The sequence below is a fragment of the Herpetosiphon llansteffanensis genome (genome assembly GCF_003205875.1).
GTDB classification, from domain to species: Bacteria; Chloroflexota; Chloroflexia; order Chloroflexales; family Herpetosiphonaceae; genus Herpetosiphon; species Herpetosiphon llansteffanensis.
Genome location: NZ_PUBZ01000022.1, coordinates 22777 through 45269, shown reverse-complemented (window position 1 = coordinate 45269; position 22493 = coordinate 22777). Strand labels below are relative to the sequence as shown.

At 51.9% G+C, this 22493-nt stretch carries 11 protein-coding genes; all 11 read right to left on the bottom strand.

The annotated features are described in order from the left end of the window. Positions 1-353 precede the first annotated feature (353 nt). On the bottom strand, positions 354-1187 hold the full coding sequence (locus C5S61_RS01380) for an alpha/beta fold hydrolase (RefSeq protein ID WP_110513335.1): 834 nt from the start codon (positions 1185-1187) through the stop codon (positions 354-356). Continuing rightward, a complete protein-coding gene (locus C5S61_RS01375; RefSeq protein ID WP_110513334.1) occupies positions 1184-1564 on the bottom strand; it encodes a response regulator transcription factor in 381 nt (126 codons plus the stop codon). The genes C5S61_RS01380 and C5S61_RS01375 overlap by 4 nt, the downstream gene beginning before the upstream one ends. Before the next feature lie 24 nt (positions 1565-1588). Then, complete coding sequence (locus C5S61_RS01370; RefSeq protein ID WP_110513333.1) at positions 1589-12037, bottom strand: GAF domain-containing protein; 10449 nt, start codon at positions 12035-12037, stop codon at positions 1589-1591. Positions 12038-12077: 40 nt separating this feature from the next. Further along, entirely contained in the window at positions 12078-13013 is a 936-nt protein-coding gene (locus C5S61_RS01365) for a response regulator (RefSeq protein WP_110513332.1), read from the bottom strand. 38 nt (positions 13014-13051) lie between these two features. After that, positions 13052-14350, bottom strand: a complete 1299-nt coding sequence (locus C5S61_RS01360; RefSeq protein ID WP_054535432.1) for a DapH/DapD/GlmU-related protein — start codon at positions 14348-14350, stop codon at positions 13052-13054. Between the two features lie 163 nt (positions 14351-14513). Beyond that, complete coding sequence (locus C5S61_RS01355; protein ID WP_012191641.1) at positions 14514-15164, bottom strand: hypothetical protein; 651 nt, start codon at positions 15162-15164, stop codon at positions 14514-14516. Positions 15165-15334: 170 nt separating this feature from the next. After that, positions 15335-18193, bottom strand: a complete 2859-nt coding sequence (uvrA, locus tag C5S61_RS01350) for an excinuclease ABC subunit UvrA (RefSeq protein WP_110513331.1) — start codon at positions 18191-18193, stop codon at positions 15335-15337. A gap of 11 nt (positions 18194-18204) precedes the next feature. After that, positions 18205-19494 carry a cytochrome P450 gene (locus C5S61_RS01345; protein ID WP_110513330.1) on the bottom strand — a complete coding sequence of 430 codons (1290 nt, stop codon included), beginning with the start codon at positions 19492-19494 and terminating at the stop codon, positions 18205-18207. A gap of 3 nt (positions 19495-19497) precedes the next feature. Beyond that, the gene (locus C5S61_RS01340; protein ID WP_110513329.1) at positions 19498-19971 is read right to left on the bottom strand and encodes a hypothetical protein; all 474 of its coding nucleotides are present in this window, start codon (positions 19969-19971) and stop codon (positions 19498-19500) included. Between the two features lie 140 nt (positions 19972-20111). Next, positions 20112-20540: a PEP/pyruvate-binding domain-containing protein gene (locus tag C5S61_RS01335; protein ID WP_110513328.1), complete on the bottom strand. Its 429-nt coding sequence runs from the start codon at positions 20538-20540 to the stop codon at positions 20112-20114. A gap of 349 nt (positions 20541-20889) precedes the next feature. Further along, complete coding sequence (locus tag C5S61_RS01330) at positions 20890-22473, bottom strand: long-chain-fatty-acid--CoA ligase (protein WP_110513327.1); 1584 nt, start codon at positions 22471-22473, stop codon at positions 20890-20892. Positions 22474-22493: the final 20 nt, after the last annotated feature.

Sequence of the window (22493 nt, the reverse complement as noted above, 5' to 3'; positions counted from 1 at the left end):
TTGATCCACGAAGAGCACGAAGCGTAAGAAGCAGGTTTTTAGCCACAGATTGGCCTAGGTTTCTAGGATTAGGTTCTCGCCAACCCATAGCCAAAAGCCAATAGCCTGATCCTCTTAGCCACGAATTGCACGAATTCCACGAATAATCATTTTTTAGCCACAGATTTGTTTGATTATTGTTCCGATAGCCCAAAGCCAATAGCCCATAGCCTAATCCCCAATCCCTAACAACCGATCCCCAACGCCATATGTTCTATGTTCTATGCTCTATGTTCTTTTCCCAGCCTTTAAACAGAGAAAAACCGCCAACCACAGGGTGGTGACGGTTGCTACGAATGATCGTTTTTAAGCGCCTACAAATACTCGAATTGGCTCATCCGTCGCCGCCACTCTTCCTTGATTTGGACAGTGTTTGCGCCGCGACTGGTGAAGAAATCGAGAATCAAGCGATTGAACTGCGAATTTATTTCCAAAAATGGAAAGTGGGTGCTGTTTTCCAAGGTCAAGACTTGGTGCTCAATCGCCGCATTTTCAAATAATTGGGCATGATCACGGGCCACAATTTGGTCGTTGCCGCTATAAATGCCCAAGGTTGGCGTTTTGAGCGTTTCAAGGCTTGAACGCAAATCAGCAGCCAGCACCGAATCAAAGACCCGCTGAATGACCTCGCCAGCGGTGGCGTTGGTATCTTCCAGCACTTCGCGATAGGTATCATCATCGATTTTGATATTTTTGAGCAGTTTGTTCCAGGTTTCGGTTGGGTTGGCCTTGCCCATCAAACGCGAGAGCGTGCTCGGCTTGACCAAGCTGCTCAATGGCTCACCATAGACCGGCATATTGGAGGTGATAACCTTGATGAAACTGTTTGGAGCTTGCGCAGCTGCCCGAATTGCGACCATGCCGCCAAGGCCATGGCCAACGAGGTTGGTGCGAACCATCCCCAATTCGCGCATAAAGGCCAACAATTGCTCAACATAGGCATCGATGTTGTAGGTACCAATCGTGCGATCCGAATCGCCAAACCCCCAAAAATCGAGCGCGTAGGTTCGAAAGCGATCCGAGACCATCTCCATGGATGGCATCCAATAGCGCCACGAGCCAAGCCAGCTATGCAAGAAGATAATTGGCTGACCACGGCCAAAAACTTCATAATGCACAACCCGATTTTCGATAAAAATTGCACTCATGCCTGCGTACTCAACAATTCGCGTACCCGACCAATGAGGGTTGCTGGGGCATAGGGCTTAAGCATATACTCGGTCGCGCCTGATTCCCAGCCTTCATCAATTTCGGTTTTTTGCCCTTTGGCCGACAGCAAAATAATTGGCGTGGAAGCAAATTGCGGGTACTTGCGCAACTCGCGACATGCTTCATAGCCAGTCATCTTTGGCATTTTAATATCAAGAACCAGCAACTCTGGCTCAACCTGAAGGGCTAGCTCAACCGCTTCAGCTCCATTATGTGCTTCGATCACCTCAAACCCGCCAAGGCTCCGCAGGCTGAAGCTGGTCATAAACAGCACATCTGGCTCATCGTCTGCAACGAGAATTTTGATCATGCCCATCGAAGCTCCTGTGTTCTGCCGATGCTAGACCTCATCACGTTCGCCTAAGTCGGGGCGGGGCTGCATTTCTGGCAGCGAGAAGCTAAATGTGCTGCCTTCGCCATAAACGCTTTGCACCCACATATCGCCATTATGCAATTCGATAAACGACTTAGCGATTGAAAGCCCTAAGCCTGTGCCGCCAACCTCATCACGTAGGGGACTATCGGCTCGATAGAATCGTTTGAACAGGCTCTTTTGTTGCTCTGGTGTCAAACCGACCCCGGTATCTTTGACATCAAGCTGGATCATGCTGTCCTCGTTGATGAAGGTGCGGATAATCACAGCGCCATCAGCGTAGGTATACTTGATCGCATTCGAAACCATGTTCGTTAAGACCTGTCCAATCCGCTTACTATCATACTCGATTAATGGCAATGTGTCGTCAAGTTCAAGCTGTAACGTCATGTTCTTCTTCTTGAGCTCAAGGTCCCAGGTTGCCACAATATCGCGCACTAATTGGTTGATATTGCTTGGCGTAGTGTTCAAGACAATCTTGCCTGCTTCCAAGCGCCCAATTTCGAGCAAGTCTTCGACCAAGCCGACCATGCGCATGGCATTGGTCTTGACGGTCGTGAGCATTTCGCGCTGCGGGTCGGACATTTGGCCAACTGCACCGAGCAAGAGCAAATCGACAAAGCCGCGAATTGGCGTAAGCGGCGTGCGCAGCTCGTGCGAAACGGTCGCGATAAAGTCGCGCTTGGCGCGGTCGGCTTCAACTTCACGCGTAATATCGCGCAAAACCACCACAACCCCAAACCGCGAGCTTTCTTCGCCAACCACCGGCGCGAAGTTAGCAGCAATCGATTGGCCAGGCAATTCGATCATGCTGCGATGCACGCCCTCTGAGCGTTGCACAATTTGAATGCCTTCGTGCAAACCAGTGTAGAGCAGCAAGGCTCGACCTTCTTCGTGCAATTCTTCTTCGTTGCGCGGTGCGGCAATCACTTGCAAGCTGTTATGCATCACTTCCGAGCGCGGAATCCGGAGCACATCTTCGGCAGCTGGATTATACAGAATGATCTTCTCGGTTTGGTGGTCGAGCACCATAACCCCTTCCGAAACACTCTGCAGAATAGCGGCGGTCTTGCTGGCTTCTTCGCGTTGTTGCCACATCGCATCGGAGAGCCGGTCAGCAGAATCATAAACCAAGGTGTAAAGGTCGGCATTGTGCAAGGCCGAAGAAACTTCGCCACCAATCGTCGAGAGGAAGCGCAAGTGGTCTTGGGTAAAGAAGCCGATTTCGTTGCTATACAGCATCAGCACCCCTTGAGGTGCGTCGCTCGAAAGCAATGGCACGGCAATCACCGAGCGTACATCGTCGCCGCGCCCGCTTTGGGCGTTTGTCCAACGCTCATCAAGCCACACATCAGAGATAACCACGCCTTCGTTGTGCTCGATGATCCAGTTGGCTAAGCCTGGGTGCTGGAAGCGTACCCGCGTTTCAATCGATTTCAAGCCCAATTCTTCGTTGAGCACCGCGTGACAGACCAAATCTTTGGATTCGCGGTCGAGCAAGAAGACTGCCCCACGGCGGACCATCAAGGCCGAAGCTGCCAGATCAAGCGTGCGCAACAACAGTTCATCGCGGTCGAGGGTCGTGCCCAGCTCGGTCGCAATGTTGTAGAGCGCTTCGACCCGTTCTTTTTCGCCCTTGAGTTCCAAGGTACGTTGATCGACGATTTCTTCAAGCTCAAGGTTGAAGCGGCGAATTTGATCGAACAATTGGGCATTGTTGATCGCTTGGCCAATTTGAGTTGCCAAAATCATCAAGCTCGAAATGGTGCGCTCGTTGAAGGTAAATGGTTCGTCCATCCCCACAAAGACCACGCCACGCAAGCCTTCGCGCAACATTGGCAAGAAGATCGAGCCACGCATGCCGATGCTATTGACGAATGGCGCTAAAGTTGCATCGGTGCTAGCATCAAACAACGCCAACGGATGGCCTGAGCGCAATGGACGCAGAATTTCCATGCTGCCAACATCAAGCTCGTTAGCATTGGGCAACTCCAACTCCATATGGTCGCGGTTGAGCGCCAACGAATTGGTGATGGTGTAGCCATCGCCCGAAACCACGATAATCCCGCCAAAATCTGCCCGCGACATTTCAATTGCGCTCGACGAGCTGATTGCCATCAATTCGTCGATTTCCAAGGTACTGGCCAAGGAAACGCTGGTTTCTGAAAGCGTCGAGAGTTCGCGCACGCTTTGGCGTGATTCCGAGAAGAGGCGGGCATTTTCCAAGGCTTGGGCTGCTTGCGAGGCAATCGTCAGCAACAATTGCACCAATTCGTCGCTATAGGCATTATCTTGCTCATAGCTCTGAACCGTCATAACGCCCACGACTTTATCCGCCGCAATCAGCGGAATGCCCAACCATGAGCGGGCCATTTCGCCAACTTGGTCGACCTTCATTTCGGCCATGCGCTCGGCGATGTGTGGGCCTTGGAGCAACAGCGGTTGACGCTTGCGAATCACATATTCGGTCAGGCCGTTTACGCCCCGCTGTGGCAAGACGTTGCCCGATGTGCCATGCTCGTAGTAGAGCGGGAAGGTCACTTCTTTGTTGCGCTCGTCGTACAACGCCAAGTAGAAGTTTTCGGTATTGACCAACTTGCCAGTTTGTTCGTAAATCACGCGTAGCAAGTCGTCAAAGCGCACCGTCGAACTCAAGGCTTGACCGATGTTATTCAACGTATTCAAGCGTTGAATCGATTGTTCGCGCTCAGAGAACAAGCGGGCATTGGCAATCGCCGCGCCAGCTTGGGCCGAAACCGTGGTCACAAAGCTCATATCATATTCAGAGAAGGCATATTCCTCGTAGCTCTGAATATTGATAATCCCAATCACATCGACACCAACCACAATTGGCACAACCAAGTACGATTGTTCTAGTTCGCCTTGGTCGCCAATGCGCATGGCGCTCTTTTCCGAAGTCAATTGGGTTTGTGCGTCGCGATATTCGTTGGCTTCTTCCGATGTATTCAGCAACAGCGGCTGGCGATGCTCGATTACCCAGGCTGGCACGCCAACCGATAAGCGGCGCGTGCCAATGTTAACTGCTGCGCCACGGTCGTGAGCCTCGCGGAACTCCATCGAGTGGGTTTGCGGATCGTACAAGCCAATGAAGGCCGTGCTAACATCGACAATTTCGCCCAAGCCAGCATACAAGCGCTCTAAGATTTCATCCAAACTAATCGTCGATGTAATCCCTTGACTGATGCGGTTGAGCGTATCCAACTCACGAATCCGGCGTTCGCGTTCGGTAAACAGCATCGCTTTTTGCACTGCTGCCGACGATTGGTTGGCCAATGATTCGAGGAATTGGAGTTGGCCACGGCTAAATGCGTTGGCCTGCGGGCTTTGAATCACAATCACGCCCAATGGCTGATTGATGTTCATGCCATAGGTTTGGCTACCCATCGTAATCGACGCTGCGATCACCGATTCTGGCTCGATGGCATCGGGAATGCCTTCCAGCCGAGGCGAGTAGCGTTCGTTTTGCAAATCGCTCTTGCTGTTGAACATCAATGGGCGTTGCTCAAACAACATCGTTTTAAGGAAGCTGTTGCTCAGCACATGCGAAATCAACGAATACTGCTGGCCATTGCTAAACCCAACCGTCGTCGAGATCATATTGGTTGGTGCATCGTAGAACACGATATAGGCATTATCAGTATTGTAGATTTCGGTCAAGCCCTTCAGAATTGAGCTAGCCAATTCTTCTGGCGAGAGCGTTGCCGTCATCGATTGGCTGATCGATGACAAAATTGCCGCTTCGGTTACTTGGCGTTCGCGCTCAGCAAACAAGCGCGCATTTTCCAAGGCGATTGCGGTTTGGCTGGCGACTGCCTGCAAGAATTGAATGGTTTCGGTGCTGAATGCCCGTGGCAGTGGGCTTTGAATGGTGATAACACCCAAAACCATATCGCCAAGCATAATCGGAATCCCGACCCACGAAGCCATCGGCGTATCGTGGCCCAGCAAGAAGCGCGAGGCGTTGGCGGTTTCTTCGATCGAGTTCAACACAATCGTGCGTCGCCCACGAATAACCCGACTCAGCACACCTTCGGCCAAGGCTTGGGGTTCGAGTCGTTCCTCGCGGCCACCGTTCATCACCACCGGGAAGGTCAAAATGTTATGATCGCTGTCGTAGAGCACAATGAATGAGTGGCGGGTATCAACCACGCTGCTCAAGCGCAAGTGCAATTGGCGCAGCAAGGTTTGCGGATCAAGCGTCGAGGTGATCGCTTGGGTCACATCATTTAATGCTTGCAGCACCGTAATTTGGCGTTCGCGCTCGACAAACAGGCGCGTGTTTTCAATCGCGATTGCCGCTTGGTCGGCCAAAGCGCTCAAGAGTGCAGTATCGTCCTCGTTGAAGTCAGCGCCTTCGCCGGACATCACGCTGAGCACACCCAACAATTCATTCCGATAGACAATCGGCACACCCATAAAGACCGAGAGGCCATGGTCGCGATTGAATTCGACATGTTGCGAGATAATTGGCGATTGACCATCGGTTGCGCTGGTCGTCAGTGGCTTGCGCAATTCAGCGACCGTACCAACCAAGCCCTCGCCGCGTTTAACCCGCAGACTTTGGACAAAATCGGTTGGTAAGCCCAACGAAGCAGCTGGCTGAAGCTCTTCATCGCCAGTAAACAGAATCACGGTTTCGATCTTGAGTTGGCGAGCCACCAAGCGCACCAAGGTATCCAACACTTGGGTTGGCTCGTGAATCGAGCTGAGTGCTTGGCCTGCTTCGAGCAACACCGACAATTCGCCAACCTTACGGCTCAGCACTTGGGCTTGGCGCTCAGTTTCAGCAAACAGACGGGCGTTTTCCAAGCCTTGCGAAATTTGGTTGGCGATCGTTTGGCAGGTTTCAGCATCGCGTTGACTGAAGTTGCGGCCTTGGACCATGTGATCAAGCCCAATTGAGCCAACCACTTCGCCCTTGACGATCAACGGCACCAACATCAGCGATTGAATGCCTAGTTGCTTCGTCGTTTCGCGGAACGATTCGGTCATTTCATGCTCAAGCGGATTGTTGATCACCAATGGGCGGCGATGGCGTTGCATCCAAGGAATCGTGCCATTATTGGCAACCGGAACCTCGATGCTCAGATCGCCTTTGGGGAATTCAGCCCGCGTGTAGCCAACTTGCGCTTCGTAATCGAAAATCACCAAGCGCGCTTGCGAGGCATCGGTCACTTGGGCCATTTCTTCGACGGCCAAATCGTAGAGCACTTGGGTATCGAGGGTTGAAGCCGTCAAATCAGAAACGTGATTGATCAGCGCCAAACGCTCAGCTTCGGTTGCTAGTTGATCCAAACCATCTTGGGTTTGGCTATACAACAGCACGTTTTGCATCCCCAAGGTCACCTGATAGGCCACGTTGATCAGCAATTGCAAATCGCGCTCGTCGAACATTGCTTGCTTGTAGTGTTGCAGCAGTAAAATCCCGAGCGGTTCATCGTTGTTGGTGAGCAATGGCACGCCCATCAACGATTGCGAAAGCACCGTATCTGCTGAAGCAACCCGTGGATGAATATCAGGGTAGGCCTTCATTTCCTCGTCAACCGACTTGAACAGCAACGGCTGGCGATGCTCCAGAATCCACGCGGTTAGCGAGTGCGGCGTAATTGGCGTGGCTTTGGGATAATTGATAATCATGCCACGATCAATGACGAAGCTATGAATCCGCACCGTCAGCTCGCTATCGAAGACGCTGAGATTGAAAATATCAATCGGCAAGAACTCACGCAGAACGTTATACACGCCCTGCATCAATTCATCGGCATTCAAGGTCGAGCTGGTCACTTGACCGACTCGCCGAATCACATCAAGCTCTTTGATTTGGCGATCGCGTTCGTTGAAAAGCTGAACTTTTTGGATCCCCAAACTGATGTGCGAAACCACGTTGGTCAAAAAGGCCACCGTGCGTTGATCAAAGGCGTTCGGCTGATAATCCTGCAACGAGAGCATACCAATTGGTGCGCCGTCGCGGGCAATAATCGGCACGCCAACCCATGAGCGCGGCGATTTGTTTTTGCCCTGGATTGGGTTGGCCATGGGCTGTACGCCCTTTTGCTCCAACTCAGCCTTATTGGTTACATCGGCCAAAATCAAAGGCGCACGATGTTGCACGACCCACGCGCTAGGGCTGCCAACTCGTGGCTTGCCGCGCGGCGTGCGTTCTGCTGGCACGCCTTCTTGCACCGCGTAGCCATCGATAACTTGGTCGTGCTCAGCATCGTAGATCATGGTGTAAAAAACTGGAGCTGCGGTAACTTCTTGCAAGTATTCAGCAGTCAAGCCCAGCATTTCATTCAGATCAAGCGAGGCGCTCATCAACTGACCAATTTGACTGATCGCATCCAACTCGCGAATTTGGCGTTCGCGGTCGCCGAACAGCCGCGCATTTTGCACGGCCAAAGCCACTTGGCTCGCGATCGTTTGCAGCAACTCAGCATCGCGCTCGCTATAAACGTTTGGCTCGTAATGCTGAACTGAGAGCATCCCCACAGCAGTATCATCACGAATCTTCAGCGGCACGCCAACCCACGAACGAACCCATTTATCGGGGTTGCCAAAGCGTTTGATTGTATATTTGCCCTCAATTTCTTGAGGCATATCGCGGAAGACCAACGGCTCAAGTGAATTAACGACGTGAGCCGAAGGCGAATTAGGCAAGAGCTTTTCGCGTTGTTCTTCAATAAAGAACTTACCTTCTTCAACATTCACCCGCAACACAATCTCGCCCACCATGGGATCATAGACGAAACTATAGAAGACATTTAAATCTAAGATTGAGCGCAACGACTCGTACACACCCTTGAGAATTTCCACAAAGTCTAAGGTTGAGTTCGTCAGGCTGCCGATTTTATTGATCAGCGCCAATTCAGCTAAGCGCGATTGACTATCGCCATACAAGCGCGAATTTTCAATCGCCACTGCCAATTGATTGGCAATCGTATCAAGCAAGGCTGCATCGCGTTCGCCATAGCGCCCAGCTTCATTATGTTGTAGCGAAAGCACCCCGCGCACCGTTCCATCACCCAAAAGCAGCGGCACACCAATCCACGAGCGTGGCACATCGGTGCTATTGCCTGCTTCTGAACGCGGCGGGCTATTGCCATCGTTGGAGAGCAATTCGGCGGTCATGTCGTTGAAAAACAGCGTTTCGCGTTGCTTGATAATTCTGGCCATCAACGAGTTTTCGTTAATTGGCCCATTGACGACATCGGGCATAAAGTGTTCGTCATCAATCGCCAACGATTCGACCACGCTATTGCGTTGGGTATCGAATACTGCCAAATAGTACGCCCGAATTGGCAGATTTTCCCGCAGCACGTTATAGACTTCACGCGCCAGATCATTGAATTTGAGACTGGTAGTGGCAGCGCGGCTAATGCGGTTGATAATCGCCAGCTCTGCAATTTGGCGCGAACGCTGATCAAATAAGCGCGCATTTTCGATGGCAATTGCCGCTTGGTTGGCAAAAATTTCCAGCGTTTCGACGGTGCGGCGGGTTGGCGCTTCATGGGTAAACGGATCATCGACCGTCATAATCCCAATTAATTCGCGCTCGGTTGAGTACAACGGCACCAGCAGTTGGTCGCCATCGTGCCAAGCATTCGAATCGTTGCCACGGGTAATGTAGTAGGCACGGCCAATGCGATATTGGGAATCGAGCAATGGGTGCAAGGTTTCAATCGCAATCTCTTCATTGCGCAATTGTTCCAAATCGGAGAGCGCAATCCCTGCGCCAGCCACCGTGCGCATGATTGTTGGATGCACTTGATCAATCAGATTGAACAACACCATGCGATAGCCAGCTGCTTCGGTAACACTAAACGCAATTTGCTCAAGCAGATTGCCAAGCTCCATATCGGCCCGCAGCGCGTTACCAATCTCCAACACTTCATTCAAGAGGCTAGCACGTTGTTGCAACAATTCACGTTGCTTAACTTGCTCTTCGTAGTGTTGAGCATTGCCAATTGCCAATGCAGCTTGGTCGGAAACAGCGCGGACAAAATCGAGGGCAGCGTGATCGAAGGCATAGCCTTTGGTATCGCCAGCGATAATTGCCCCAGCCACCCGATTTTCATACAAAATTGGAGCCATGAGCAACGAACGAACCTCACCCCACTCGACACTATCGTCAAGCGCGGTCACATCGTCATAAATCAAGGCCTCGGCGCGTTGCATTGGTTCGCTCAGCAAGCCATTATTCAGCAATGGCAAGGCCAAAAATCCAGCTTCTTCAGCAGAGCTATAGCCATTTTGGGCAATCACATGCAGCGATTCATCGTCGTTGTAGAGCACGACAATCCCATAGCCACAGCCAGTTGCTTGGCTAATTTCGGTCAACATTGCTGGCAACAATTGCTCAAGCTGTAAGGTCGAAGTTAGCTCGCGGCTAATCCGTTGCAATGCTAAAAGCTCACGCACCCGTTCGCGCAGCACTTCATCGGTAGCCTCGTAGCGTTGAACATTGCGCAACGCTTGGGCTGCTTGGGATGAAATAATATTTAGCAAGCGCTCATCTTCAGCATCAAAACGCCCGATTGTGCCCGAACCAAGCTCCAACGTCCCAATTAACTGATCACCGATCAGCATTGGAACGCCCAAGAATGAGCGGAAGGCCAAGCCACTTGAGGTTTCGTGTGGTCGAATTGGCTTAACAATTTTCTGGCGTTGCAAATCGTCGATGCGCAAAGTTGAGCGATGACGAGCCAACCAGCCAGTCAGGCCCTGATCGATACCATACGAGCCACCCTCGCTGGCGTAATACTGACGCGTGCGGGGCGTGGCAAATTGGCTATTCAGCACTTGGGTTTGCGGATCATAGACGCAAATTTCAAGATCGATATTATCGAAGAGCTGGGCAACACTTTCGCCGATGCTTTCGAGCGCAACTTGCAGGCTTATGCCGGAGGTCAATTTGGCGCTCAACGATTGCAGCACCGAGAGTTCGGAGTTGCGGCGACGCTCATCATTTAACAAGCGGGTATTGCCAATCGCCGTTGCTGCTTGGGCGGCCAAAGTTTGGGCCAAGGTAATTTCGCCGGGGTTGAAGCTACGCACGCGGCTGGTGGTTGTACACAAGAGAATGCCAATTACCCGCTCCTTGAGCAGCATCGGCAGCCCCAAGGCGCTGCGAATTCCCCGCGCTTTGAGCCATGAACGTTGGGCATTAATCCGCGGATCAGTGTCGATATCAACAACTGAGACTGGTTGTTGGGTATCGAAAGCAATTTTCAAAATCGACTCAGGCCGCAACTCGTAGGTTGCCCCAATCGACAAATCGAGCGAGTTTGCTGCATCGTCATCGGTAGCTTGGGCCACCAATTCACAGATTTTGCGCCGATCATCCCAGAGCAATAACAAACATTGCTCGACCCCAAGGGCCAGCAATACATTTTCAGTCAAGCGATTGAGAATATGCGTCAGATCAAGCGAGGAGCCAACCGTCAAGCTATTTTCATACAGCAAATACAATTCGCGTTGACGTTGACGTTGGGCATCGAAGAGCTTGGCGGTGCGCATTGCCAGCGATGCTTGGGCCGCAAATGATTCAAGCAAGGCCAAATCGGCGTTTTGGAAACCGCGATCAGGCTCGATGTGCACCAGCACCAACACCCCAATAACCGCCTCGTCGGCACGTAATGGCGCGGCCATCACCGCAGTAAAGTTAATGCCTTCGGGCAGATTATCGTATTGCTCTTTGGCTTGGCCATAATCGTTGACCAGCATTGGCTTGCCGCTTTGGGCTACCATGCCAGCCACACCCTTGCCAACCTGAATCCGTGCGCCATTCCAATTGGCTGGAAACTGCACAACTTGGCGCAGCTCCAAGTATTGCTGGTTGGAATCGGTCATGTAGACCCCGCCGCCAGCAGCGCCGAGCAATTCGGTGGCTTGAGTGACCAAGGTTTGCAAAAATTCGTCTGCATTTAGCTGTTGCGCCAAGCCCTGCAACGATTCGGTCATTGCGGCGACAGTACGCTCGCGGCGGGCAAACTCCTCTTGCAAGGCCACGCCCTGCCACAACGTCGTTAATTGGGCCAAGAGAACCGTCAATGGCTCTGGATCAAGTGTAACTGGTGCGACTAAAACACCTGGCACCTCGGCAGTGCCAATCGCAAACATCTGCCACCCTTCTGGCAGACGAACCTCACTTCCACCATTTAAAACCCGAGCAGGCAACAACCGATTGGTTGCGCGTTTATTCATGCCCCATGCAGTCAACAACGAACGTTGCTGACCAAGGCGTAAGATCGCCCCTTGAGCAAACAAGCCGCTTTGTTTGAGCAAATCGGCACAGCGCTGCGCGAACGTTGGCAAATCAGGCAATTGCTCACGGGCGAGGTGAGCAATGCCTGTTAACACGTGCCAAATTGCGGTGGAAGGAGGAGAGATTTTCATGGGCGTTTGTGTTCTTTAGGCACAGGCAGTAACTCCTGGCTTAGCGGCCAAATTTCACAGCGCTACGAACTGAACCATCTTGCAGGTTGGGCAATGGGCGCACACTTTCAGCCGTTTCGCTGAGTTCACGGATGTCGTAGAATGGCCCATCGTCACTTTCGAGTACCCCAATTGAAACCGTCATCAGTGGCTCTTGGCGTTCAGTGCCATCGGCGTTTTTGGCCAAAATATAGCCACGTTTGCGGTCGGGATAGCTGTAGTGCAAGCCAATTTCTTGGTCAAAGCGTTCGGCAATCCGCTCCATAATCGCTTTAGCCCGCTCAGGCATCGAGGTAATCAAGAAATCCGGCCCAGTCACTAACTGGCCGATAAATTCCTCTTGGCCACCCAACTCGCTAACGACTTCGTTGATCAACAATGCGCCAAATTTGAGCACATCTTCGCCAACGACCGAGCCATAGACTTGGGTAAACGTATCGAAGCCATTGATATGGACGGTTGCGAGCGTCCAGACTTCGGCGGAGAGCAAGCGGCGCAGCTCTTCGTTGATCAATTCGGCGGTTGGCAAGCCAGTGACTGGATGGGTGCGGCTTTTTTCGCGGGCCAAGGCCAAATTGTTGCGCACCCGCATATGCACTTCTTCAATATCGAAGGGCTTAACAATATAATCATTGGCTTGGACGACCCCAAGCCCTTCGGCTTTATCGCCGCGTTCGCCACGGGCAGTTAAGAAAATGATTGGAATATGCTTTGTACGGGCATTGGCACGCAGTGCTTTTCCAATATCATACCCGGTCATATCGGGCAAATTCACATCAAGCAAGGCCAAATGCGGCGGCGTGCGTTTCACAAGATCGAGCGCTACCTGCCCGCGCATCGCGGTCATCACTTCATAACCTTGCGAGGTGAAGTAAATTTTGAGCAAGCCAGAGATATCGGCTTGGTCTTCGACGACTAAGATGCGTTCTTTGCTCACAGTATCCTCCATCATCGCACGCCGCGTGCGATGCAGCGTTAATCACGGAATTGTTCTGCTGGGTACTCATCGGCAACGCGATCGCCCACAGGAATGCGTTGAACGCGGGGATCGCGGTCGGGATAGAAAACTGGTGGGCGGGTGTAAATACCACTCGAAACATTTTTAGGAATGACAGAATGATCATCGCCATAAATCAAGACCGTGCCTGATTCAATGTTGCGGGCTGGATAAATGACAAAGCCTGAGCCAATTTTACAATTATGGCCAATGGCCGAGCCGATGACGGGTAGGCCAACTTCTTCCAAGCGCCCGCGATGGAGCGTCTTGATTGGCTTGCCCAGCAAATCGAAATCGGTACAGGTATTGCCAGCCCCGATAAAGGTATTACGGCCAACGACGCATAACTGCAAACAGGTATTTTGCGCCACCATCGAATTTTCCATCAAGACAGTCATGAACAAGGCGGCCCGGAATGGTAAATAACAACGGTCACTGACCACGCTCAGCATCACTTGCGAGCCTTGCATGATCGTGACGTTATTACCGATCAAGCTATTCGTAATCACCACTCCAGCGCCAATATTCACGTTGTTACCGATTTCAGTTGGGCCTTGAATAATCGCCGATGGGTCGATTGAACAGTTCTTGCCAATCTTGACCACCGGTGATGATGACAGAAAGTGCTTGCGTTCGATAAACGAGCGAAAGCCAATCTTCAACTTCAAACGCCAACTGTTGGCAACCTCTTGCTCCAGCTTCCGACCCCATGCAAACACCCCGAGCGGAGAGTTTGTCATGAAAATATGGACCCAGCTTTCGATTGAACAAAACGCACGAATTGGCACCTGGAATACCAAATCCCCTTGGTTGGGCGCCATATAGCTTGGAATATGGTAGTAGCCCATCTCCATGGCATTGGTATCGATTACCAGCGGTTGTGGATTCGGGACAACGCCGCGAGGGAAATAGTAGAGGTCGGCAATATAATGGTTACCATGCTTGCGAATACCCTCTTGTAATCGCAAAGCATGGGCCGTAATCATCGCATCATCAGCAGCAAAAGCCACTTGGCAAGGTTGCCCAGTGGCGCGTGCCTCAGCGATAAACGTCTCAATGAAATCGCGGTTGAAATAGAGATTATCTTTATGCACCAAGAGTTCATCACTACTTGGTGAAATTTCAGACCAATCGTCTACTTCCGCAACACTTTGGCAGTGGCGTGCAAGCAGATCACGATGTAGCAGCCACAGCGGCTTATTGAGAATCCGCAAATCACGCGCTGGTTCTCCAAAGGGAGCGATAAGCGTAGGATCGCGGAGAACAATCCGTTTCATAACGAGTCCCTGCAGCTCAAGACGTTTCGACCACCGAAACCAACTGGTATCTGCTGGTACTATACTCGGATTTTCACGAATATGGGCAGCAAACAGATTACAGTTGGATGTCTGTGAGCGTCCTGCTCGTCGCCAGCGCACAGATTGGCAGACTTACATCGTCCTAATCTATTGGCTCCTTGTCAATGGCAAACGCACAATATGGGTCGCCATTGCGTGGACTTGCAACTTGTTCGACCTTGAAGTTATGACCGCCGGTCACCCATGTCAAGGCTTCTTCGATAATCCCTTGCGCCAAATAGAAGATCGGGGTGCTATTGCCGCGTCCCCAGAACACTGGTGATTTATCAATGTAATAGAGGAAACGACCCTTTTGGTCTTCTACCCGACTCGGCTGATCGCTGAAGCGGTCAAATGTTTGTGCTACCGCATTCAACACGATCTTCATTTTCATGGTCATGGGCATCAGTTTGAGCGCAAGGTCGGCCATCCCCAATAGTGGGCCAAATTCTTTCAACCCAAGACTAAACGCATACCGTCCGGCCCGCAGTTCCATCCCACGCGCACCCCGTGGACCGAACATTGTTTCGGTGGCTTCGCTGATCGTTGCGAGATCAAAGAACGAAAATTCGCGTTTTAAGTCGTTGGGCGGATAGTTATTGACGAGGTGTTTCATCCCTGCCATATTTAGCAGCGCATTGACCCCCGTGCGGCCCATAACATCTTCCAAACTGAGAAGATACAATCGTGCGATTTTATTGGGGTAGAACAGGCGCTCAAGCTCGTCAGACGTATTGGTGCGCTCTTCTGCCATGAGTAACTCCTTGCACTATGCTGTGAGCTTCGCAGTGGGGCAACACGGCGTGGTTCGGAACGTGGCCCGGCCAGCACGCACATTGTACATTAAGGCTATACCTTCGTCAACACAATGTGCCTTTATAATGCCCCAAATTCACAGTTGCTGTTCACGCTTTGGGCATACCGTCAAGCTAACACGGTTTGCAGGAAACGGCCAGTCCATGAAGCTTGATTCATAGCGACTACTTCCGGCGGCCCAGCTACAACCAGCTGGCCACCAGTGTCTCCACCTTCAGGCCCTAAATCGATCACCCAATCGGCGGTCTTGATCACGTCAAGGTGATGTTCAATCACCACAACGCTGTTTCCTGTGTCAACCAAGCGTTGCACTATCGCTATTAATCGTTCAACATCCGTCCAATACAGCCCTGTTGTTGGCTCATCAAGAATATACAGGGTTCGGCCTGTCCCGCGACGTGCTAGCTCTGCCGCTAGTTTTACCCGCTGCGCTTCGCCCCCCGAAAGAGTCGCCGCTGGCTGGCCTAGGGTCAAATAGCTTAACCCAACCTCAACTAAACTCTCAAGTTTCCGCGCCAAAGCCGGAATACGTTCGAAAACGCTTAAGGCTTGGCCAACTGTCATGGCGAGTACATCAGCAATGGTATACCCACGATAGCGAATATCAAGGGTTTCCCGATTATAACGCAACCCAGCGCATGCGTCGCAGGTCACCGCTAAATCTGGTAAAAATTGCATGGCAATCGTTACCACACCTTCGCCGCGACATTGCTCGCAGCGTCCGCCCTTAACATTAAAGGAAAATCGACTCGCTCCATAGCCCCGCACTTTGGCTTCAGCTGTCCCAGCAAACAATTGACGCAATGCGTCGAAAATACCGGTGTAGGTCGCAGGATTGGAACGCGCTGAACGCCCAAGCGGCGTTTGATCAACCGCAATCACTTTATCAAGTTGCTCGTGGCCTTCAAGGCTGCGATGCCGACCCACTGCTAGCCGGCTGCCATGCAATTCGTTGGCCAGCCGTGGGTAGAGAATCTCATGAATAAAGCTCGATTTTCCCGAACCAGAAACGCCAGTAATCGCAACCAAACAGCCTAACGGAATCGTTATATCAAGATCTTTGAGATTATGCTGCTTGGCTCCACGTAGCAGTAGTGTAGCATGGGTTGGCTTTCGCCGTGTTTGAGGCACACCAAGCTGGCGTTGGCCAACCAAATATTGGCCAGTTTGCGAATTGGGCTGGGCCATCAGTTGTTCAACTGTGCCACTCGCAATAATATGCCCACCCTGCAAGCCCGCCGTCGGCCCAACCTCAACCACCCAATCCGCCGCCGCAATTATCGCTGGGTCATGCTCAACCACCAAAACCGAATTACCAAGGTCGCGCAGTTGTAATAATGTTTGTAATAAACGCGCTGTATCGCGTGGATGCAAACCAATCGACGGCTCATCCAACACATACAAAACCCCTGATAATCCAGCTCCAATATGGGTGGCTAACTGAATCCGTTGCGCTTCACCACCAGATAAGCTATCAGCAGTACGCGCCAAACTCAAATATTCTAACCCAACATCACGCAAAAACTGTAACCGCAAAACCATTTCACGCACAATCGGAGCCGCAATTTGCCGATCGCGCTCGCGCCGCAATGTGTTGGGCAAGGCACTCAGCCAGGCAAAACAAGCCTCAAGCGATAATGCTGTAATTTGATCAATCGCCCGCCCTTGTAGTGTAACTGCCCGCGACTCTGGTCGCAAGCGCGAACCTTCACATGCAGAGCAAACCGTGCCTTGGCGATAGTGGCTCAAGCCTGCGCGCTCTTGTTCGCTTGCCTGTTGCCAATGTTGGCGCAACCAACCAAGCAAGCCAGGCCAAGCCGCCAATTGACGGCGCAAGGCCTTGGTTAAAGGCAATTGCTCAGCGCTTGGCAGCGTACCTTCGAGCCATAAATCTAACGCCCAGCTAGCCATTGTGTCAACAGGCTGTTCGAGATCGATGGCTAAAGCGTCAGCTACAGCCTGAATTGTTTCTTCCCAATATTGTTGGTTGGTCGTAGTGCTGGTGCGCAGTGGGTTCAAAAGCAATTCGCCAAGAGTTTGCGCTGCGTAGGATTGTAACAGGTTTCGATCAAAATCATCAACTGTACCCAAACCATCGCAAACTGGGCAAGCACCATGCGGGCTGTTAAATGAAAAAATCCGTGGCTCCAACGCTCCGCTTGCCAATGGCCCATGCTCTGGGCACGCAGCATGCTCGCTATAGCGCATCTGTTGACCATCGATCGGCTGAACCAGCAATACGCCAGAGCCTGTTTTGAGCGCGGTTTCAACCGAATCGCTGACCCGCACCCGATCAGGATGGTCGTTCAAACTGATGGCTTCACTGTGGCGAATAATCAAACGATCAATCACCACCTCGATACTATGCGCCGCATGATGATCTAAATCGATCTGATCATCAAGGTCAACAATTGCCCCATCGACTCGCACCCGCACAAAGCCAGCCCGCCGCGTTTGCTCCAAAACCGTCGCATGCGAGCCAATTTCCTCGTTGACCAATGGCGCTAAAATCATCAAGCGCGTGCCATCGGGATAGCCCAAAATCTGATCGACAATTTGGCTGGCGGTTTGCTGCTCAATCGAGCGGCCACAAATTGGGCAATGCGGCTTGCCAATTCGCGCATACAGCAAGCGTAAATGATCGTAAATTTCGGTGATTGTGCCAACCGTTGAGCGCGGCGAACGATTGATCGTTTGCTGGGCAACAGCAATCGCTGGCGCTAAACCACGAATGCTATCGACTTCAGGCCTCGGCAATTGGCCCAAAAATTGGCGGGCATAGCTCGAAAGCGATTCAACATAGCGGCGCTGGCCTTCAGCATAAATCGTATCGAACGCCAAGGTCGATTTGCCAGCTCCCGATGGCCCAGTAAAAACCACCAATTTGCCTTTGGGAATGGCTAAATCGATATTTTTAAGATTATGCTGGCGTGCGCCAACAATCTGAATCTGGTCAATTTCAGCCATAACCGCTTCCTCTAAATCCGCTTTAATCGAATCAAGCCGCCTGAACGGGGTTGGTTGGTTGGCAACCAGACTGGCCGCAAATCTTGATTGGGCACAAGTTGCCAATCGTAATTGGCGAGTAATTCGCGGATAACCAAGCGCATTTCGATTTGGGCCAACGCCAAACCAATGCAAATCCGTGGGCCGCCGCCAAAACCAACCAAACTATAGGCTTGCTTGCCCTCACTGAAGGGCGCTGCAAAACGATCGGGATTGAACTGGGTTGGATTATGCCACAAACTCGGCATCTGGTGAGTATAGACCGATGAGTACATTGCCAACCAGCCTTGCGGCACATGATAACCAGCATACTCAAAGGCTTCAACCACGCCGCGAAAACCACCAGGTGCGGGCGGGTGTAAACGCTCAGCCTCGCGCAACACATGATCAAGCAAACTATGTTTATTAGTACTTATTTCTTGGCGCAAACGTTGCAGAATTTCAGGCTGCTGGGCCAATTCAAGGCAAATCCAAGTCAGCAACGAAGCAACTGTATCGTGGCCAGCCCACAGCAAGAGCAATAATTCACTGATTAATTGATCGTCAGTTTGATTTGGGTCGGCGTGCAAGAGCAAACTTAAACTATCCAACGCATCAGGCTGCAAGCTCAAACGCCGCAACTCGATGAGATAGCCCAAGCTTTGGCGCAAGCGTCGCCCAGCCTGTTTGGCCCGATAATAGGGCGTGGCCGGAATTGGGTAGGGCACTGGAGTAAACAAGCCAGCAGTAAAAGCCGCAAAATCGTGGTGCAAGGCCTTGGCAATGGGGTCTGGCGTGCGACCACAAACCACCAACAAGGCCACATCAAAGGCTAAAGCTTGCAAACGCTCCAATAAACAAACTTGATCGGCAGCGAGCCATGTTTGAATTTGGGCTTGAATCAACTGCTGAATCTGTGGTTGCAATTGTTGCAGCGCCGCATGGGCAAAGGCAGGCTTGAGGATATGGCGTTGCTGATCGTGCTGTTGGCCATCAGTTAATGATAAGCCGCCGCCGATCAGACGCAGCATGGCGCGGCCCCAACCAGCGCGCCACGAAAAATGCTGGGTTGCTTGACTGAGTATAAAGTGATTGCCCGCTGGCTCCAATAAAACAACACAAGGCCGACCCAAAAGATGGGTCGACCAAATCGGGCCATAGCGTTGAGCGCGTTCTTGGGCAAATTGCAATGGGTCAGCGGCCCACTCACGAATCTCGCCAATTAGCGGAAGCCCAAACGAACCAGGCGGACAGCCAGCAGGAGGAGCTAAGCGTCGTTTCACGGTTTAGCGCATAAACTTCAACCCAAAGCGCCAAACCAAACCCAAGCCAATCAAGGCCACGCCCAGCCATAACCACGAAGTTGAGGTTGATGGGCTGCTGGTGACAGGCAAAGCAACCGGAGCAGGTTTGACCACACCGGTATCAGGCAAGGTTACTGGTGACATTGGGGTAGCGGTAGCCGGAACCATGGTTGCGCTTGGCAAGGCGGTTGCGGTTGGGGCAATCGCGGTTGCTTCAAGCGTTGCAGTTGGCTCAAGTGTTGGCGCAATTGCGGTTGGTTCAGTGGTAACCACCGGAGCCGCCGTTGCAGGTAAACGAGTTGCCGTGGGTAAGGGTGTTTCTGTCGGCAGCGGTGTAGGCGTTAATGTTGGACGAGGTGGTTGAGCCAAGCTACTTGCAGCTGCTGGCTGGAGCAACACCAAACTGAGCACTCCGAGCATAACGACAGCAAACAAGCCAGAGAAACGACGAAACATAAGCAACCTCTCGACAAAACTGATTTGATGATTCAATTGAACGTTTCGGCGGGCATAGCAGCATTATAGCAGCATGAATGCCGCAAACCTATCAATCGTTGGGTGTTTTGCAAAGAGCCTAGCCACGGCGAATTCTTGCACTAGGCTTGGCTACTACTTGGAATAATCACCACGGCCAGTTGTACATCGTCGGGATTAATTGCCTGCTCGCTATAGAATTTACGGGCAGCCTCGCTGGTTGCCGATTGCCAGCAGCGTTCAGCCGCCAAGACAATTTTGTCGACTCCTTGAACTGCGGTAAAGCTGGCAAAGGCCATTGGAGCCTCGCTCGGCGCAGCGCCAACGATCGCTGGCGAAGCAAGCACATCAACTTGTTCTACGCCCAACGCGGCATAGGCTTGGGCAATTTCGGCCTCAACATCTGGGGTAATTTCGCCATGCGGCGCTGTATGATAAACCGTTGTAGTCAAAACAAAACCTGGCGTTGTGCCAGCTAAATTAAGCGCAGTCAAACCAACCAACGCTGGATCGACAGCACCAGCTTGATCAAGAGCAATCAGAAACTTCACAACACGCCTCCATCAGCGGATAAAACAACGATAGTTCATCAGTATTATAACAATCGTTGGGCGTAGAAGTTAGGGCAAAACACAGAGCATAGAACATAGAACATAGAGCATAGCTGCATTGGCTCATTGGATTGGCAACAAGGAGCATGCCCTCACCCCCAGCCCCTCTCCCACTGAACGCGGGCGAGGGGAGCGCTGACGGTGTGGTTCCCCCTCGCCTCGCGGGCGGGAGAGGGGGCTAGGGGGTGAGGGGATCAAAACATGGTTAACGTGATGAACCAGTACAATTTTTGCCTTCTGAATTTCGTCATTCATCCCTCACCCTTCATCCTTCATCCCTTACAAAAGCCTAGCGCAATTCGCGTTTGAGAATCTTGCCAGTGGCGCTGATGGGCAATTGTTCGTGGAATTCGACGATGCGTGGGTATTTGTAGGCGGCGAATTGATCGCGACACCAAGCCACAACTTCTTCTTCGGTGGCCTCGGCTCCTGGTTTTTTGACGATAAAGGCCTTGACTTCTTCGCCAAGTTTTTCGTCGGGCACGCCCAGCACGGCCACCAACGAAACTGCTGGGTGGGTCATCAGTACTTCTTCAATCTCGCGGGGATAAACATTGTAGCCACCACGCAAAATCATATCTTTCTTGCGATCGACGATTGAGAGATAGCCATCTTCGTCAATCGTGCCAACATCGCCGGTATAGAGCCAGCCATCTTGAATTGCGGCGGCGGTTGCATCGGGGCGTTTGTAGTAGCCCTTCATCACGTTATGGCCGCGAATCAGAATCTCGCCTTTTTCGCCTGCGGCAACTGGATTACCAGCATCATCGACGCAGCGCACTTCAACGCCCCACACTGCTTGGCCAACCGTGCCTGGCTTGGAGGGCAAATCGATATGATTGAAGGTCGCAATCGGTGAGCATTCCGAAAGCCCATAGCCTTCGAGCACCCGCACCCCGAACACTTCTTCAAATTGGCGCATCACTTCGACGGGCATTGGCGCACCGCCCGATGAGGTCAGGCGCAAGTTGGCAGCAATTGGTGTGGGATCGATCTTATTGGCGGCGATATATTGCAAGAGTGCCCAAAACATAGTTGGCACGCCCGTCCAGAGATTGACTTTATCGCGCTCCATCACGGCCAGAACTGTGGCTGGCTCGAAACGGGGCAGCAAGGTCAGGGTTGCGCCAGCAAAAATATTGGCATTCATCTGGGCGGTTTGGCCTGTTGAGTGGAACAGTGGCAAGGTAATCAGCACCACATTTGAGCCATCGAGGCTATTATCGAGAATTGGCCATGCCAAATCGCGGGCAACCATAGCATTGAAAAACATATTGGCGTGGCTGAGTTCAGCGCCTTTGGGCTGGCCTGTTGTGCCCGAGGTATAGAAAATTACCGCCGTATCGTCGGCTTTGGTGGGGTAGGTGGTAAAACTTGGGGCTTGGTTGTACATCAATTGACCCAAAGTTTTGACCCCTTCGATGGGCGATGGTGCAGCAGGATTGACGGTTAGCACGATCATGTGCTCGCAGTTTGGTGCTTCATCAAAGCCAGCTTTGCCCATTTGGCCCAACGGCAACTCGGCAGTGCCCTCAAAACAGAAGAAGGCCTTAGCATCGCAATCGTTGAGGTGATAGGCGATTTCGCGCGGCTTCAACATAATATTCAAACAGATGATCACTGCGCCAACTTTGAGCGCAGCATAATAAACCATTGGAAAATAGGGCAAATTGGGGCACGACAGCGCCACATGATCACCTGGCTTGATGCCAAGCGCCAGCATGCCATTGGCAATTTGGTTGGTCATGGCATTCAACTGGGCATAATTGAAACGCATATCGTTGAAAATGAGGGCAGTGCGGTTGGGGCGCTTGCGGGCGTGATCATCGAGCATTGTGGCCAAATTGAGCGTCGTAGCCGTCTGGGGAATCATCAATGAAACCTCCTAAAAAG